This window comes from Paenibacillus solisilvae (assembly GCF_042656405.1).
Classification (GTDB): Bacteria; Bacillota; Bacilli; order Paenibacillales; family Paenibacillaceae; genus Paenibacillus_Z; species Paenibacillus_Z solisilvae.
Genome location: NZ_JBHSOW010000040.1, coordinates 49,361 through 66,674 on the forward strand (window position 1 = coordinate 49,361; position 17,314 = coordinate 66,674).

Annotated in this window: 14 protein-coding genes; 4 read left to right on the top strand and 10 right to left on the bottom strand. The window is 47.6% G+C overall.

What is annotated here, in order from left to right; all coding sequences use genetic code 11:
* Window positions 1-26: 26 nt before the first annotated feature.
* The 5 genes from ACFPYJ_RS11140 to ACFPYJ_RS11160 form a co-directional block, all read right to left on the bottom strand.
* The gene (locus ACFPYJ_RS11140; RefSeq protein ID WP_379188199.1) at window positions 27-1,586 is read right to left on the bottom strand and encodes a response regulator transcription factor; all 1,560 of its coding nucleotides are present in this window, start codon (window positions 1,584-1,586) and stop codon (window positions 27-29) included.
* On the bottom strand, window positions 1,583-3,490 hold the full coding sequence (locus ACFPYJ_RS11145; RefSeq protein ID WP_379188201.1) for a cache domain-containing sensor histidine kinase: 1,908 nt from the start codon (window positions 3,488-3,490) through the stop codon (window positions 1,583-1,585). The genes ACFPYJ_RS11140 and ACFPYJ_RS11145 overlap by 4 nt, the downstream gene beginning before the upstream one ends.
* Before the next feature lie 210 nt (window positions 3,491-3,700).
* Window positions 3,701-5,416, bottom strand: a complete 1,716-nt coding sequence (locus ACFPYJ_RS11150; protein WP_379188202.1) for a type 2 periplasmic-binding domain-containing protein — start codon at window positions 5,414-5,416, stop codon at window positions 3,701-3,703.
* A 96-nt stretch (window positions 5,417-5,512) separates the two neighbouring features.
* Entirely contained in the window at window positions 5,513-6,337 is an 825-nt protein-coding gene (locus tag ACFPYJ_RS11155; protein WP_379188282.1) for a carbohydrate ABC transporter permease, read from the bottom strand.
* Window positions 6,338-6,422: 85 nt separating this feature from the next.
* Window positions 6,423-7,391 (bottom strand): ABC transporter permease, encoded by a 969-nt coding sequence (locus tag ACFPYJ_RS11160; protein ID WP_379188203.1) that lies wholly within the window; start codon window positions 7,389-7,391, stop codon window positions 6,423-6,425.
* A gap of 231 nt (window positions 7,392-7,622) precedes the next feature.
* On the opposite strand from ACFPYJ_RS11160, the gene ACFPYJ_RS11165 reads away from it, so the two are divergent.
* Together ACFPYJ_RS11165 and ACFPYJ_RS11170 are read left to right on the top strand one after the other, a co-directional pair.
* A complete protein-coding gene (locus tag ACFPYJ_RS11165) occupies window positions 7,623-7,934 on the top strand; it encodes a hypothetical protein (protein WP_379188204.1) in 312 nt (103 codons plus the stop codon).
* Between the two features lie 204 nt (window positions 7,935-8,138).
* A complete protein-coding gene (locus tag ACFPYJ_RS11170; RefSeq protein ID WP_379188205.1) occupies window positions 8,139-9,518 on the top strand; it encodes a glycosyl hydrolase in 1,380 nt (459 codons plus the stop codon).
* A gap of 279 nt (window positions 9,519-9,797) precedes the next feature.
* Here ACFPYJ_RS11170 and ACFPYJ_RS11175 read toward each other — a convergent pair whose 3' ends face one another.
* The 3 genes from ACFPYJ_RS11175 to ACFPYJ_RS11185 all read right to left on the bottom strand — a co-directional run bounded on the left by ACFPYJ_RS11175 (window position 9,798) and on the right by ACFPYJ_RS11185 (window position 15,269).
* The gene (locus ACFPYJ_RS11175) at window positions 9,798-11,741 is read right to left on the bottom strand and encodes an S-layer homology domain-containing protein (protein ID WP_379188206.1); all 1,944 of its coding nucleotides are present in this window, start codon (window positions 11,739-11,741) and stop codon (window positions 9,798-9,800) included.
* A gap of 32 nt (window positions 11,742-11,773) precedes the next feature.
* Window positions 11,774-14,887 (bottom strand): CehA/McbA family metallohydrolase, encoded by a 3,114-nt coding sequence (locus ACFPYJ_RS11180; protein WP_379188207.1) that lies wholly within the window; start codon window positions 14,885-14,887, stop codon window positions 11,774-11,776.
* A gap of 97 nt (window positions 14,888-14,984) precedes the next feature.
* The gene (locus tag ACFPYJ_RS11185; protein ID WP_379188283.1) at window positions 14,985-15,269 is read right to left on the bottom strand and encodes a HupE/UreJ family protein; all 285 of its coding nucleotides are present in this window, start codon (window positions 15,267-15,269) and stop codon (window positions 14,985-14,987) included.
* Between the two features lie 53 nt (window positions 15,270-15,322).
* Here ACFPYJ_RS11185 and ACFPYJ_RS11190 point away from each other — a divergent pair, with 53 nt between their 5' ends.
* Window positions 15,323-15,685 carry a hypothetical protein gene (locus ACFPYJ_RS11190; protein ID WP_379188286.1) on the top strand — a complete coding sequence of 121 codons (363 nt, stop codon included), beginning with the start codon at window positions 15,323-15,325 and terminating at the stop codon, window positions 15,683-15,685.
* Here the strand turns inward: ACFPYJ_RS11190 and ACFPYJ_RS11195 are convergent.
* Window positions 15,584-15,898, bottom strand: coding sequence for an ATP-binding cassette domain-containing protein (locus tag ACFPYJ_RS11195; protein WP_379188208.1), 315 nt, complete (start codon window positions 15,896-15,898; stop codon window positions 15,584-15,586). The genes ACFPYJ_RS11190 and ACFPYJ_RS11195 overlap by 102 nt on opposite strands.
* Window positions 15,898-16,416: a hypothetical protein gene (locus ACFPYJ_RS11200; RefSeq protein ID WP_379188209.1), complete on the bottom strand. Its 519-nt coding sequence runs from the start codon at window positions 16,414-16,416 to the stop codon at window positions 15,898-15,900. The genes ACFPYJ_RS11195 and ACFPYJ_RS11200 overlap by 1 nt, the downstream gene beginning before the upstream one ends.
* Window positions 16,417-16,689: 273 nt before the next feature.
* Here ACFPYJ_RS11200 and ACFPYJ_RS11205 point away from each other — a divergent pair, with 273 nt between their 5' ends.
* Window positions 16,690-17,226 (top strand): TlpA family protein disulfide reductase, encoded by a 537-nt coding sequence (locus ACFPYJ_RS11205; protein ID WP_379188210.1) that lies wholly within the window; start codon window positions 16,690-16,692, stop codon window positions 17,224-17,226.
* The last annotated feature ends 88 nt before the right edge of the window (window positions 17,227-17,314 follow it).

Here is a 17,314-nt window from a genome sequence, read left to right on the forward strand (position 1 = left end):
TTTATACCGACTGTATAATTCTTTCATTAAAGAATCTTATGAGCCGCATGCTTGGAGCGGTACTCCATGGCAGAGATGCCCTCCAGCTCCCGGAACACGCGGTTAAACTGCTTGGCACTCTCAAATCCAACACGCGCGCCGATCTCGTAAATTTTGTCATCTGTCTGCTCCAGCAGCTCCTTGGCCTTCTGAATGCGCACCCGCTTCAGATACACAACGAAGCTCTCTCCCGTAAACTCCTTGAACGTCTGGCTGAAGTACGAATAATTGAGGGAGACATGATTGGATACAGACGCCATATTCAAATCCGTATAATAATTCTCTTGGATATAGCGCACCGCGTTCTTCATTTCCCGATGCTCGACATAAACCGACCGCAGGTTCTTGATATAATCATTAAGACGCAGCAGCAGATCCTCCACATGATGAATGTATTGATGAATCGTCTCAAAATTATAAATACTGCCTGCCTTCTTGTACATGCGCAGAATCTCAACGGATTCTTCTCCAAAGCGGTTAAACACTTGATCAAATACGAGCTCATTCAGCTGCCTGCTGATTTCTTCCAGATAAGCGATGTCGCCATTCATAATTTTCTTGGCGTCCAGCAAATCATGGAGCAGCGTCCGCATTTCCTTATCCCGGTCCGTACCGAGCATATTCGCAAGCTTACGGATATCCTCCACCGGAATACGACACTCCTGCAATCGGTTGTTAAGCTGATCATGACGAATAACAACCCACTCGGCATCCCCTTGAAGCAGTCCATATTTCAGCGCTTCTCTGGCCTGCCCGTAGCCCTGCTTCATCTGTTTGGTCTGTAGCATTCGCCCGCTTAATCCGATGGAGCCGGTCATTCGCTGCTCCTTTAGAAAGACAAGAAGCTCTCCGAACAGCTGCTCTTGCTGCGCAATTACGACGAGTCTGCCGTCCTTATCCTCAAATGCGACATGTACGCCATACGAAGAAAACCGGGAAGCAGCCAAAAATTCCGACACTTTACCATTCTCGTTTCCGATTCCTTCATGCAGCTTCAGCAGCCCGATATAATAGCCGTTCTCGAACGCCGCATCCAGCCCGACCTTAGCACAGCGCTGCATAATCTCCCCTTCCCCCATATCGCCGTGCACGAAAATATAGTTCAGCTGGCTGACCAGCAGCTCATCCCGGTAGTGGTCGGCCTCCTCCAATCGCATCGACAGCTCCGCGCGCTTGGACAGGTCCCGCTCCACCCGCTGCAGCGCATGGAAGAGCTCCTCCTTCACAATCGGCTTGAGCAGATATTCCTTGACCTCGTATTGAATGGCTTCCTTCGCATATTGAAAATCATCGAAGCCGCTCAGAATGATAACCGCCGGCTTTTGATCACCAGCAAGCATTTCGCGTATTAGCGTAAGGCCGTCCATGCCAGGCATGCGAATGTCGGTGATCACGATGTCAACGGCGCTGCTGCGTATGAGGCGAAGAGCCTCCTCGCCGTCCTCTGCGAAGAGGCAGCTGTATTCACCCGGATACTCCCTATCAATGATCGCTTTAAGTCCCAGCCTGATATTCCTCTCGTCATCCACCATTAATAAGGTTCTCATCCTGAAACGCCTCCGCTCCATATAAAGTAAGGGATTCTCATAACAACGCGGGTATACTCCCCTTCCGCGCTTTCAACAGACAAGCCATACTCCCTGCCGTAGAACAGCTGCAGCCGCTGGTTCACATTCCGAAGTCCAATCCCGCTCCCTTCATCCTGGTTCTCCGGCCGCTGCGACTTCCAATCGCTAATCGTAAGCTCCGGCTCCTCCCGCGAGATCTTCCGGTTTAATTCCGCCGTTTTCTCCCCGGACATGCCGATCCCGTTATCCGAAATTTCTACAATCATCGTATCATCCACAACAACAGCCCGAATGGAAAGCTCCATATTTCGTCCCTTAGAAGGGGAAAATTTCATCCCGTGCTTGATCGAATTTTCTACGATGGGCTGAAGCGACATTTTGAGCAGCTCCTGATCGAGGTCGCCTGGCGCAATATCGAGCTTCAAGCTTATTTTATTGTCGAATCTCACATTCATAATGGAGATATAGTTCGTGATATGACTGAGCTCATCGCGCATCCGCACATATTCACTCGTCCATTTCAAATTGTAGCGCATCATCCCGCCCAGCGAAGTAAGCGTATCGGAGATGACCCGCTGATTCTCAATTTCCGCTAGCATTTTAATATTTTCGAGCGTGTTGTAGAGAAAATGAGAATCGATCTGGTTCTTGAGGGTGCGAAGCTCCGTCTCCTTGGATACCGCTTTCTTCGTCACGGCCTCTGCGATCAGCTCGTTAATTTTCTTCAGCATTTTACGAAAATGATGGGCAAGCTCGCCTACCTCGCCGCCGCCGCGAATCTTCAGGTCGATATTAAAATCGCCCTGCCTGACCTTCTTCATGGATTCTGCCAGGACTAGCAGCTTCTTCAGAATGAGCGAGTTCAGAAAATACGTCGAGATCGATAGAATAATCAGCAAAATAATATACGCTATAATAATTTTATTACGCGTCTTATTAATGTCCTGAAAGACATTCTGAAGAGAAACCACATTCAGCACATACGCGTCAATCTTGTCGATGTGCACGAAGACGCCAAGAAACGGAACGTGATTGACTTCAAACAGAAAATTCTTCTGCTGCTGCTGTACATGCTTTTTCAGCTCGCTGTGAATGATGGCGTCCGTCAGTCCTGCCTCTTGTGCAAAGGAATTCGTCGTATTGCGGAACAGCTTCCCTTCGCGGTCGATAATAAACATTTGTGACTGCCCTTCATTCGTCCCCCTGTAGGCACTTTGGAAGAAATTCGTCATCAGCATATCCACTTCCATAATGCCCACATGCCGGCCAGCCGGATATTCGATCTCGCGCAGCAGGGCAATCTTAGGTCTCGACTCTTTGTCATCCGGGGCGATCGGGCGAATCGGCTCACGGTCGAGCCGGTCAAAATGCCATAATTCCAAGCCATTCAGATCATTGACAGCCTTATACCATGACTCCGTGTCGATCCGTTCTTCCCTCAGAATAACCGGCCATAATTCATTAATCCGCTCATTGTTGGTGTACAGGCGGATATGCTCAATATTCGGATTATTAAATTGGAGCCGCAAAATATTGGAGACCGCCGTCGTATCGAACTCGATCAATTCACTTGCATTGGGCTCGCTGCTTCGCTCCAAATAATAGAGTACCTCTTTGTCCGATATAGACAGCTGCGCGGCCCTCTCCATCGTTTCAATATTGTTATTGATGTTGACGTGCTCGATCTCCAGCTCATTCTCATTCTTCTTCACGACATCCTTCATATAATTGGCATTCAGCTGATTAAAGATATAGAAGGAAATGAGCAGGCTTGGGACTAGCAGAATGAGGATATAAGCAACGAACAGCCGCGTCTGCAGTGAAAGCTGTTCCAGCCTAAACAATAGATGCTGCATAGCGGTGCTCAGTCTTCTTCTTCGCAAGAGGATCACTTCCGGGACTAGTGTACGATAGAGGCCTCCACAAGCAAAAGCCAACTCGCCGGGTGTTATCAGGCACAGCAGAAGTACCCCGTAACGGGCATTAAAGCCGGCAGTTTCCCCCTTTGCAGGAAGCGGCTTGCTGCACCGTCTCCCGCCAGGCTCGAACTGCCGGCTGTCTATTAAACTACTGCCCTGATTTTACTTAGCTGATTAGTTTAGAAACTCTTTGAGCTTCACTACATTTTCTTCGTATTTCTTCTGCTGGTAGGCTTGAACCTTATCAAATCCTGCTGATTTGCGTTTATCCAAGAACTCTTGGAAGACTTTATCGAAATCCGCATCGCTCTTGCTGAGAAGCAGCTTCGGCAGCGTTTTACCCCATGCCGTTGCGATTTTGGTATTCGCAATGCCTTCCTCTGAGTTGCCTGTCGGATTGATTTGGTCAAATTGGGAGAAGCTCGTCGTTTTCCCTTTTGTCCAGTCCTCCAGCTGTTTGGACGGCTCAACGCTTGGCGGTGCCCATTTCAAGTTCATGTTCGTATCCATCAGCATCCAGAAGGTGTACGAAGCGCCGTATTTCTTATCGAAAGCGGAGCGGTCTTTGTTCAACAGCTCAAGCACTTCCGGTTTGAACTGTTCTTTGCCGTCAATGTCGTCGTAAGTTGCACCCTTCTCGCCCAGGAACAGATCCTTATTGCCCTCTTCGCTGATCAGATAGGTCAAGAAACGAATCGCTCTTGCTTTATCCTTCACATCTTTGGAAATCAAGGTTACCGTCCAGCCGGAGATACCCGGTCCTGACAAGGTTGGTGCGGCCTGCTGTGAATTCGCCGGTCCGTCGACCGCGATATAGACGGAGTTTGGATCATTTGCGAACAATGCATTTTGCTGAGCGGTAAAGTCGCTGCGCTGGTACAGCATCGCGAAATAACGGCCTTGGGCAATTTTCTCCTCCATCTGCGGACGTTTATCGATAAAGATGTCTTTGGCCAGCAGACCCTCTTCGTTCGCCTTGCGGAAAGTCTTGAGCCAGCTCACATATTCCGGATCTGTCACGCGGTCGTAGAGCTTGCCGCCTTTCTCATAAGGTACGGCAAGGAAGTTCTGCAGATAGCCCTCCAGCGAGTAATTGCCCGTGTCGCCGAACTCATGAAGACCAAGCGGGATGAGCGGCTGTCCGTTCACATCCGGGAACTTCTCTTTAGCCAGCTTGAGCGCACTCAGGAATCCCTCGGGTGTCCGCATATCCGGTGAGCCAATCGCTTCATACATATCTTTTCGTACCACAAAGGTTTGATTCGATGTGTATTCGCGTGCATATTTCTCAAAATCTTTCGGTGATGAGGATGCATTCGGATAACCGTAAATATTGCCGTCCTGCTGTGTGTACCAAGAGGTTTTCGCAGGGTCGGCAACCTTGAAGAAATACGGATCATATTGATCAGCCAGCTTGTTGAGCGGCTCTACCAGCCCGCCTTCGATCATTTTCTTGACGCCATCCTCGGACCAGCCGAGCGTAATGAAATCCGGAAGCGTACCGGAAGCAATCATCGTATTCAGCTTCTCATTCTCGTTACCTGCAGGAACGATAAAGTTGACATTCACGCCGGTTTTCTTCGTAATGTACTGCGATGTTGCATCGACGCCCCATTTATTAGGGAACCACGAGAAGTTAAGATACCAGTCGAACGTAATCGGGGATGTATCCGACTTCCAGCCAGGCTCATCCGCATTAACCGGTTTGTCCGCCACTGCAGCTGTAGTGCCTGCATTCTTGGCTGTGTCGTTAGCCGCTTTATTGCCGCCGTCATTAGAAGCAGCCGTATCATTATTCGTGTTATTCGAGCTTGAGCATGCCGCCATTGTGAAGACCAGGGCGATAATCGTCGTGAATACGAACCATCTTTGAACTATACCTTTTCTCATTCGTTCTACCCCTTTGTGTGCTTATTATAAGGTCTGCTTTGGACAGTTGGCGAGGTGTAAAATTAAGGTCTTTACCGTCCAATCAGACCGAAAAACCTAACCCTTGATGGAGCCGATCATCAAGCCTTTGACAAAATACTTCTGGAGGAACGGATAAACAAACACGATCGGGAGCGTCGTTACGACCATTGTCGCAAGCTTTATGGACTGCGACGTGACGCTCTTGCCGATTCCTCCGGGCATTTGCGCCATCATTTGATTGGAGCTCGATTGTGCAATAACCCGGTAGAGATACGTTTGAATCGGCTGCAATTCCATCTTGTTGATATAGATCATCCCGGTGAAGTAATCATTCCATTGGTAAACCCCATGGAACAGTGCAATCGTAGCGATAACCGGCATCGAGATCGGAATAATAACACGGACGAAGATAGAGAAGTCATTCGCCCCGTCGATGCGGGCCGCTTCCTCAAGTCCCGCCGGAATTTCCCGGAAGAAGGCGAGGAAGATGATGAGATCAAAGAAGTTAAACATCGCCGGAAGAATGTAAACGAAGAAGCTATCCAGCAAATGGAGATCACGAATCAATAAGTAGAATGGAATAAGACCGCCGCCGAAGAACAGCGTAATGGTACCGAGCAGCATGTAGATTTTACGGCCGATGAGCTCTTTTCTGGAGAATGCATAGGCTACCATCGCGGTGAAGAATACATGAAGCGCTGTGCCGATGACCGTCTTCGCAACGGTAATGCCCATCGCCGTCATAATCCCGTCATTGCCGAATACGGCTTTATAGCTGTCCAGGCTGAGCACACGGGGAATCCAGTAAATCCCGCCGCGCATCGCGTCTTGGCCTTCGTTGAAGGAATTGACAAGCACGTACCAGATCGGATAGAGCGTAAGGAAACAAATGATGAGCATCCCGATAATATTAAAGCCGTCAAAGATGGCCTCTGCCGCGGTTTTTCTTTTCAGTGTGAGCACGTTTAAGCCAACCACCTTTATTTTAAAATAGCGAATTGTCGTTCAGTTTCTTCGATACAGCGTTCGCCATAAGCAGCAGCAATAAGGCAATTAACGATTTAATCAATCCAACCGCCGTTGAATAGGAATACCGGCTGCTTAAGATGCCTGTCTGATAGACATACACATCGATCACATTGCTCGCGCTCTCGTTAAGCGAATTGCGGAGGACGAGAATTTGATCGAAATTCGAATTCAGAATGCCGCTGACTGCAAGAATGAACAGGATTGTAATCGTCCCCTTGATGCTCGGCAGTGTAATAAACCACATTTTCTGAAACCGTCCCGCACCGTCAATCGTCGCCGCCTCATACATTTCCGGAGAAACGCCCGCCATGGCAGCGAGATAGATAATGGCTGACCAGCCAAGCTCCTTCCATATATCGGAGGTAATGACAATCGACCAGAAGTAGCTTGGCTCTGCCAGGTAGCTGATCGGTTCATCAATGATGCCAAGCGCCATGAGAATATGGTTGATGATCCCTACATCAGCGAGCCAAGTGGACAAGATTCCGCCGAGAATGACCCAGGATAGAAAATGGGGCAAATAGGAGATCGTCTGAACCGCCTTCTTCAACCGGAGCGAACGAAGCTCATTTAGAAAAAGAGCGAATATAATCGGCAGCGGGAACCCGATAATGAGCTTGATCATGCTCATACCGATCGTGTTCCAGATCACACCCGGCAGCTCATCATCATCCAGAAATTCGCGAAAATGCTCCAATCCAACCCACGGCGCATCGGTAATCGAATGGATAATCGAGTACTCCTTGAAGGCAATAATGACGCCATACATCGGAATGTAATTGAAAATAATCATCCATATGGCACCAAGCAGCGCCATCACCTGCAGGTATCTCTGAGCAGCCAGCTTGCGCAGAAGCTTCTTGGTTCTCTCTCCCCGGCTTACCTGCTGCTTAAGCTGCAGCTCGCGGCTTAGGTTGACACTCATGCTGAAAAACCTCCATCTCGCACTTTCATGTAAGTGCTTTCATTTCTTATACTCCCATTCTAACGGGCTGTGCGCCCTGGGATAAGGCCTCATTTTTCGCTTTTGGGGTTCAGAATTTCAGGTATGCGCGAAAGCGAAAGCCACAGCGCCTTATTAGGAAGCTGCTCGCTTAATCGCGGTAATTATAGTAGAATGATGCTCAGCCACACGAAATGATGATGAGGTGCTCGAATGTCGATCAGTTTCACGAAAGCGATTGTCAGTCGGTTACAAAGGGAAATCGCCGACTTAGAAAGCAGCAGTTTGAACGCCAAGAACAAGAAGGAAAAAACCAGCTCCAAAATAAAGCAATTGGAACGAGATATGAAATTAAGCCAATCGCACAGCGATTTGAGCAGTAAAATGACGCGGATAAATAAACTAAGCGAAGAGATAAAAGCCATTACTCGAATGCAAGCTGACCTCTCCAAACAATTAACGGCGAAGAAAGCGGCGCTTAAGCAGCACTTACCCAAGGAGCAGCAGGAGACCCGGGATAACTAGCTTTTCGCTCCGCTGCATCCCCAATTCACACCAGCCATATGGCCGGACTGTCTTGATTTAAGGCGTTTCGGCCTTTTTTCATTACATTTTGTTAGTCTATTGTTAGTAATAAGGTAGTTAATTTTAATTGATAAATACGTTTTATTATAATAAAATGAATAAATTAACACGTGTATAATCCTACACAACTCAGGAGGAAGAATAGTGAGCCAACCCATCCATACCAAACTCCATATCGGAGCTGAAGAAGGTCGTTTAGACGGAGCTTTCCTATCCACTGAGCTTTCCGGATATTCAGGTACCGGCTACGTCACTGGTTTTGGCAAGAACGGTGACTCCATTGAGATTGATGCCTGCATTCCGCAAGATGGTCATTATGAGCTAAGCATCCGCTATGCTGCGCTTAAAGGAACGAAACCGAATAATCTTTACGTGGATGGATATGCTTATGGGCATTTGCATTTTACAGCCAGCGATGCTTTCGAGAACCTGGCCGCCTGCACGATTTTCTTAAAGGAAGGCACTCATACAATCAAGCTTGAACACTACTACGGCCTGGTTGAGGTAGATGCTTTCATTCTAACCGCAGTCGAAACAGTTCCAAGACCGAAGCCATCCTTCGAGCTTACTAATCCTAATGCTTCTGCTGAAGCCGCAGCGCTTATGAAGTTCTTCTCTGACATCTACGGCAGCAAAATCATTACCGGCCAGCATACCAGCGCAGCAGCGGGACCCGAGATTGATTACATTCATGAGGTTACCGGCAAATATCCGGCGATGAGGGGCTTTGATTTACTAAGCTATTCTCACGCCACGACGACGAAGAATAGGAGTCAAAGCGCCATCGATGAGGTGGCTGATAACAGAGGCACTATCGAGCAAATCATTAAATGGGCACAGGGCGGCGGTCTTGTCGAGATATGCTGGCACTGGTTCTCTCCTCTTGCAGGTACGGACAAATCCTTCTACACCAAGGATACCGACTTCGATCTTAATAAGGCGCTGATTCCCGGAACTCCGGAGCATGAAGCCATCTTGAAGGATATGGATGCCATTGCACTGGAGCTGACTCGTCTGCGCGATCATAACATTCCTGTTCTATGGCGTCCGCTGCACGAAGCAGAAGGCAAATGGTTCTGGTGGGGCGCGCAGGGCGCTGAGCCTTTCATTAAACTGTTCCGCTGGATGTACGACCTCTACACCAACAAATATGAGCTGAACAATCTTATCTGGCTGTGGAATGCTCCGCATCCGGAATGGATTCCGGGTATGGATGTTATCGATCTTGCCGGTGCCGATCTGTATGTCCAGGGCGGTAACTATGGGCCATTGACCTGCGGCTTCGAATATATGCATCGCCTTACGGAAGGCAAAAGAGCGATTGCTCTAACGGAGAACGGTCCTGTTCCGGACCCTGATCTCATGTTCGCAACTCAAGCGCCTTGGCTGTGGTTCATGCCATGGTGGGGAGGTTTCTGTACCGATCCTGCTATCACCAGCCACGAGCAGCTGCGCCATACGTACAACCATCCGCATACCATTACGCTGGATGATTTGAAGACCTATTTCCCCGGATCGAAATAAATCAGCCGGACATTAATTCTTATTACCCGAACGAAGATAACGGAAAAAGAGGCAGCACATAAGTTCCGGGGAACTTATGCTGCCTCTAATTTTGAACGAGCTTGACCAGATGGTGACCAAACAGCACCTAGAAGGACTGGAAACCCTTATCTATCAAGGGTAGCGGGTCTTTCTTTCATCATGCCGCCTTTGCTACTACACTGTTTCAATGTTAAAAAAATGCTGTCCCTTTAAGCAGTTTTTCACTGCTTTGGGACAGCATTTTTGTTCTAAAACCTTTTATTCCTTTATTGCTTTCAAGATAACTGTGACCGCTTCAGCACGTGTTGCACTTACTTTTGGTCTGAAAATATTCTTATAACCAGTAATCAGACTATGTTCCACTGCGGCAGCCACTGCTGATTTTGCCCATTCAGAAATCATGGAGGAATCCGTAAACATCATCGGCATCGTTCCCTCAGGTAATTTAGCCGCACGAACAATCATAGCAGCCATCTGCTCCCGGCTAATTAGATCGTCGGGTCCAAATGTGTTGACGTTATAGCCAGTGATGATTTCATGGGCAAGTGCTGTTTCAATTGATGTTCTTGCCCAATGGCCGGCGATATCTGCAAAGGTCTCCCCGCTTGTATCCTCAAGTCCAAACGCTTTTACCACCATAACTGCAAATTCAGCACGGCTAACGCTTCTGTCTGGAGCGAAGGTTCCATCAGGGTATCCATTGATTACACCTGCCCCAACCAGTTCACGGATGCTATTTTCGGCCCAGTGTCCTTGAATATCGGAAAGTTTCACAAGCTTATCTGTGGTCAGGACAGCAAACTTGGTGAAATGATTTACCGTTCCGGTTACAACACTTTGTCCAGTGTCAATCTGAGGATTACCTAATGGAATCCACTTTTTCTCTGTTTCATTAAACCAATAAATGGATACTGTTGATTTTGTCTCATCTACTTCTGCTCCATTAAATGGAAGTGTAATGGAAACATCCTCCGTAAATTCGCCATCTTTGTCTTTCCTGATTTCATAGACGTTGCTTACGAGCTTGAGAGCAGCATCTGTGAAGAGACCGTCAGTATTTATTACTTTATCTACAGTAATACTGATGTCAGAATCGCTTGCACCTGCAGGGATAACGATCTTAGCCCCATTCAGTGTAACTGTTCCACCTTCTGCAGCATTTATGACCACTCCCGCGTTCGTCGGACCACCGTTTCCAGGTTGGCCTATCACGGGAACAGAAGAATAGCTGACGAATTTAGTGAAGTGCTTGGTCCAAATCACCAAATCGCCGCCGATGGAAATCGCAGCTTCCCCGCCTTCCGGAATCTCTTGATTTGCCGCTTCCTGGGTATCCGCGCTGATCGATTTTGTAATCGGTACAAGCATACCATCTCGTACAAATCCTGCCAATTTACCCGCATGGTTCGGGATAAGAAGCCTTACCGCTTTATCGAAGGTCAGCGATACATCAGGTGATCCGACTTCGATGACGGAGCTTACAGTTCCGTTGATTACAACTACGCTGTCATTGGATAGAAGCTCTGGCAATTTAATCCTTCCATCCCAGGCCGATGATGTTGAAATTGTAGTTCCGGAAGGGATATTTAAACTAATGTCGCCAAGAGAAGTATTTGCCTTCACTTCCACTAATGGCAGGATAGCTTGCTTCGTGTCACCTGTTATATCAGGTAAGGTTTGTATGCTCGCATTGGTTACCCCACTTGGTACGATCAGGCTCAAAGGATCTGTGGATACTTGCACCGGTGTATCGGTTGCCGTTTGAGAGAGCGCCCTGGTAATTTTTAGCGTATAGATTTTCTGGGTTGCTCCATCCTGCGCTGTCACTTTAACCGTAACGATATTTAATCCTTCAGAAAGATTAATCAGTTTTGTATTTTCTGCTTCATCATTCATTTCAAGAGCAGCATCGGCATCATTTGCTGCAGCCGTAACAGTCACACTACTCACACTGTTACCTACACCTACAGCGTACTCTGTCTGGTCTGCCGAGATATTGACAGATGTATGATCGATTTGCAGCTGCTTTAGTGAAGCATCATCGGATACTGCAGCTGCCCGGTTCACTACTACCTGATAGGTTGTCTTGGTCTGATTCTCGTCCTTCACTTCGAAGGAGATCGTGTTGCTGCCGACATTCAGGTCAATTGGACCGTACACATCGTTGCTAACGCTGACCGGTACACCGTTGGCACTGACCACAAGGGATGACTTCGCATCATAAACCGCTGCGGTTACTGAGATACTGTTAACCGTATTAGCTCATTGGCAGCATAATCCGTCACGCTTGGATCGAAAGACGGTGACAAGTCGCCATCACTCAGTGTCAACTGCTTCAATGTTGTATCTTCGGCTGCCATTTGTTTGATGAAGATTGGATTCGTAAACGCATATTGGCCGTTATTTCCTTCAAGCTCCAAACGGAAGAAATCTCCTGGAACAGCCTGGACGCTTAACTGTTCAGCGATATCGTTTTCGTTTGGTGTCCATTCCTGGAGGACATCGCCGTTTTTAATCAAGCGGACCTTTGTCACACCCATCTCCGAATAACCGCTGAAATTAAGGTTTACGTTCTCACCGATCTCAGAAACACCTAGATCTTCACCCATCATCTTGCCGTTGATGTTAAACGTTACATGCGGACCGTTGGTTCCGTAGTAGTTCCCGTTGCTAAGCACATTTAAGATGTTTTCTTTACTTAGTTCCGGCATATAGCCTCTAATGAAATTGGCTCCGACTTTTCCTGGATTATGAGCATCCGAATTCGATATGCCGTAGACATGTTTTCCTTGCTTATTAAGCTCATCCCATTTTGCTTCAGCTTGCATATTAACGGGATGCATAGGCGGATAAAAGCCATTCCATATTTCGAGACCCGTTATATTTTCAACGTCCCAATTATCCCACTCCAGTCCCGGATAAAAAGGATGGGCAATATAGTGAAGTCCCTGGTTGTTATTGCTCGCTCTCGTATCATCGATATATTGCTGCGCCGGTTGATTCCAATCAATCAGATCGCTGATATTGTAAGCAAGCGAGTGCCCTCCAGGTGTTGAAATTTCTTCGCCCCACAGCGCCACAAAATCATCGCGATTTTCTAATGCAACATCGACCTGTTGACCAACATTGTTGTGATCCGTTGCCGTCAACCAATCCAAGCCTTTATTGCGAGCCGATGTGAAATTATCGTTAATCGTACCGCTGCCATCGCTCCATTTGCTGTGGGAATGATTATCCCCCGTATACCATCCTGCGCCTTCTACGAAAATTCGTTTGGTTTGGGTAGAGATCACACTGTCTTGATAAGTAACGTCCACGACAGCCGTACCCCTGCCTCCGTCCAGTGTATCCAATGGCCACTCGATTGTTACTGTACTGTTCGGAGCAATTGTTCCAAACGATTGTTTCAAATCCTGATCTGTCGACATATTCGCCGATAACTTCAAGTTAGCAGTTACTCCGTCGATAGGCTGCTCAGACCCGTTCGTTACAGATACTTGGGCGCTTACTTGATCCCCTGCTTGGACAATGCCTTCGGGAGATAACTGAAAGTTGGATGCGATACCCGTTTTACGATGAAGAATTTCCTCGTAAACGTCAGAGATGGCATCGTATTTGTTTTCATAACCTTCCGTGCTGGGCGACGCGATATAACGCTTCAACTGATAGGTTTCGCCTGCAGGAATGGTCACCTGCTTCTGGCTGCCGATCCAAGCCGAATTGCCGTATGCCGTAAATCCTTCAAAATCGCCTTCGTAAATCAATCCATACGCTTCAGATTCATTTCCATACGCTGCTACCCAAGGCATGCTTGGTTCGAAATAGCCGAGACCCGTAACAATGCCTGTTCCGGGCACATAGTAGCCTCTTCCGCTGTCGTCAATGTTCATCGCATCTCCAACCCATACGGTCTGAGGCTGGTCCGAAGGATTGGTGATTGCACTCGTAGCAAAAACCCAGTTTTCGTCAGGTTTCATAGTGTAGGTGGTTACGACATTGAATGGAATCGTATCCTCTACAGTGCCGGTTGCTCTTACAATAGCTTGAGAGCCGTCATTTGCAACGATCTCCACATTTTGATTTTTGACTGTCAGTATATTCCACGCTTGTGCTCCTGCGGGTTGAGTACGGCTTACGAATGGCAAGTTGATCCAATCTAATCCGTCTTTTGCCCCTTGCGCCGCCAAATCGATCGGCTTGCCGACGGTAGCGTCTATCAATTGGTCGTCGTTGAATGTCTTGGAAATGGTCATTGCCATCTTCTGGTTTTCCATGACGATATCGCTGGCTGTACCTTCCGCAAAGCCTCCAGGAATGACTTTTCCGGTGCCTGCCGCTACCGTAATGGCTTCCATATACAGGTTGACGTTGTAGGCCTCTTGAATATTGTCTACCTCAACAGAGTTGGAGGAATCGCTGTATGCCATTCGGTTGCCGGTCAACGTATAAGTCCCGGCGGGAAGAAACATGGAATAATTGCCTTGATTGTCTGTGACGGCCACATTCACAGCTTGTGCATCGATATTTCTTGCAATAACCTTGACGCCGGAAACGACGGTTCCATTCTCGTCATATACAGTTCCGTTAATTTTAGCCAAATTAAGGGTTCCATCCTGGATATCGGGAATGGCATTCGCCCATCCCTCAATCGCGGAATAGCCTTCCGCCCCTAGCGTATAGTCGGTAATATGGTACACGACAATATCCCGGCTGGACCCGGCATTGACGCTGGCATCGAACCAAACCCCGGCGATATAGCCTTGTGCGTTAATACCGGTCGGCTCGGTCTCGTGCCAAGCGATTCCGTGCGCCGGCACCGTGCTGTCCGATTTCTTATCGCCGTCATAGAGATAATTGCCCGTCCATTCTTTGTTGGTGAACAGCTTCGCCGGATCGCCGCCGGAAACTTCACTCCACCCTATCCCTGGCGAATAGGCCAATTGTTGTCCTTCGTCGGGGTCTATCTGGTAATTCAAAAATCCCTCATAGTTGTTGGTTCCGTTATTCTCCAGATGAATCGTGATCTTCATGATCGGCGATTCCGGAAGCAAGGTGTAGGTCATTTGTGCGGCAAGATTCGGATTCGCCTGGGATACGCCGGTGGCCACCACCTTGTCTCCTTCCTTAACTTCTATGGTATCCAAATTAAATGAATTTTGCGTAGTTGCCGAAGTTTGCCAGTTTGCGTGCATCGTATCGGACAATAGGAATCCCGACCAATCGAGCGTTTCCCTATGAAACGAGTCCTTCAATACGAAATCTACCGGTGTATTTTTCACGAGCGCTCCAACCCGGTTATTTGCTCCCACAGTGGTACCGATAACTGCCTTTGCCTTGCTGTTCTCCACATAATGATACTCTGTACCCGTATTAACATCCTGGGTTTACTTCCTTCTTATCCGATGTTCAAGGCATCGGAATTGTGCCGGTATTCCAATTCAAGCTTTACGCTGTCGTCCTCGGTGTCTGTTTTATCGGTTTGATCGGCAGCCTGATTCCCGCGTGCTGCTCCTCTTCCCCGTGGCCGGCAATCGCGCCGTACCCTCCTTCATACCGTCTGATATAAGCATATGAAGCGTACCAGTGAACCTTTCGGTATGCTGGTCGGATCAGCATCCCCTGCAGGATATAGGAAAACCCGAAGCCATGAATAAGTCCGAATAACAGGGTAGCCAGCCAGCGCCATTGCAGCCTTTTCCTTGTAATTATCTCCCATGGCGAAAGGCACAGCTTGTACTACTCTCGGATCTTTACGCAACGATTCAAAAAAGGAGTAATCCAAATTGCCCAGCGGGGTATCCGAAAGAAAGATGGTGTTCATCACCAAGCAAGTCTGGATAGAGCCAATGCCGCAGCGGTGTTCATTGTACCAGGAAATCAATCAAGGTAAAGAAGCGCAAGCGGTTTTCCCCGGCAAGGTGCTGGCGGAGTGGTTCGATTTCGAAGGAATCGTTAGCGAAGCCCAATTGAAGGAGGTGAGGCTGGAGGATAACAGCCGTTTGAGGTGGTTTTGGGCTCGGAAACGGCGCGGCAGGCACATATCTTCAGCTCAAAACATGGAGGAGGAACATGAGGAGGAACAGGGTGTAACAGCGATTCTGGTAAAGCCCGACAGCTATGAAAGCGTCCATCCGTGTTTCATTTAGCTGCAAAATGTCCGTATCCAGTACCCGGATTTGCCCTGAAGAGGGGCGGACAATACCAGCAATGATATTAAGCAGTGTGCTTTTTCCGCACCCGCTCGGACCGACAAGGGCAATTTTTTGCTGGGCGTGGACCTCAAGAGACGTAAGGGATAGAACGGTAACGGGCTTATTTTCAGAAAGATATGTTTTGACAAGCCGGTTTATCAGCAGCACTATTCAAGCACCTCTATTTTCTCTGCATATAATCTCACGAGGCTGACAAAACCGGTTAGCTCGTCCTTATATTCTCCAATCTCCAGCCTTCCTTTGACGATAAGCGGATGGTCCGTCACTTCCATTGGCTCTCCCTCCGGCAAATAGACGACAACAATATCTGCCGGCCACGTCGCAAGTGCTGCGCAAAACGGGCATTGCTCCATCATGTAACGGGTAAGCACGAAGAACTCAATTTCCGCTGTAAGCGGTGGGGCCATATAACCTTCAATTAAAACCGGCTGCCCCGACAGCTCCTGTGTTTTATGTGAAAGAGTTTTTGTCTCTACATCAGAATACAGCTCGTCAAACGTCAGCTTCTGGTATTCCTTCTTCGCCTGCACTACAACCGGTATGTCTTCCTTCACGGCACCAGTAACCTGAGCTTCCGCCTCCTTATTGTTTGGCCCGCATCCGAACAAGATGACAATTAAAAAAACAGCTGTAAGAAGCTGCAAGCTTCTTCGAAAAGAATTCACGAAAGCCCCCCTCTCTATTGAAACATGTGCATAAACACAGAATTACTTCATTATAAACATCAATTGTTTTTCGAATATTAATGAAATATTTAGGTACTATTAATAAAATCCATACAAATAATGCGCGAACTATAGATATAATCTATAGTTCGCGCATCTGCACATATCCATTTGTACCTGAGAATAATCTGTTTTATTTTTTTATAATGCTGTGGTAGTTTATTAGAGACCGGGCACCTCAATCCATTGGACACTAAGGAGAAGTTTTAAAATATGATCAAGACAATCACAGTTTTGGTTGCAGCTCTCATATTGGTTTTATACGCCGGTTATGAAGCTCACAATAAAATGATCAATCAAACCACTGCTAAAATAACGCCTCACGGTATGGTTCCGGTGCTTAAGTTGGAAGGATTCGATGGGGAGATATATCAAGTAGGCGGTCCCAGGGAAAAGCCGCTGGTTGTTAACTTCTGGGCATCATGGTGCGTCGAGTGTCAAGAAGAAGCTTCAGTATTAAAACAGATACATGATAAATATAACTCGCAATTCGATCTCTATTCAGTCAACGTAACCATGAAGGACAGCATCGCGGAAGTTCGCAAATTCGTAAACCATTATGATTTGAATTATCCAATATTGCTTGATTCCAATAGTGATGCTGCGGTAGCTTACCGGGTCGTATTGGTTCCCACTACATTTTTGATAGAGAAAAAAGGCTTACTGAAAGAAGCGATCCATGTGCTGCCGCCGGATCAACTGGAAGCGAAAATTGTAGATTTGATTCATGGAACAGAGAAAACAAATTGAACTGTTCAATTCTGGTAACATAAAAAATACCCCGCCAACCGGCAGGGTATTGTGCTTCGGTTCAGTATATTCACCAGTTTTAAATCTC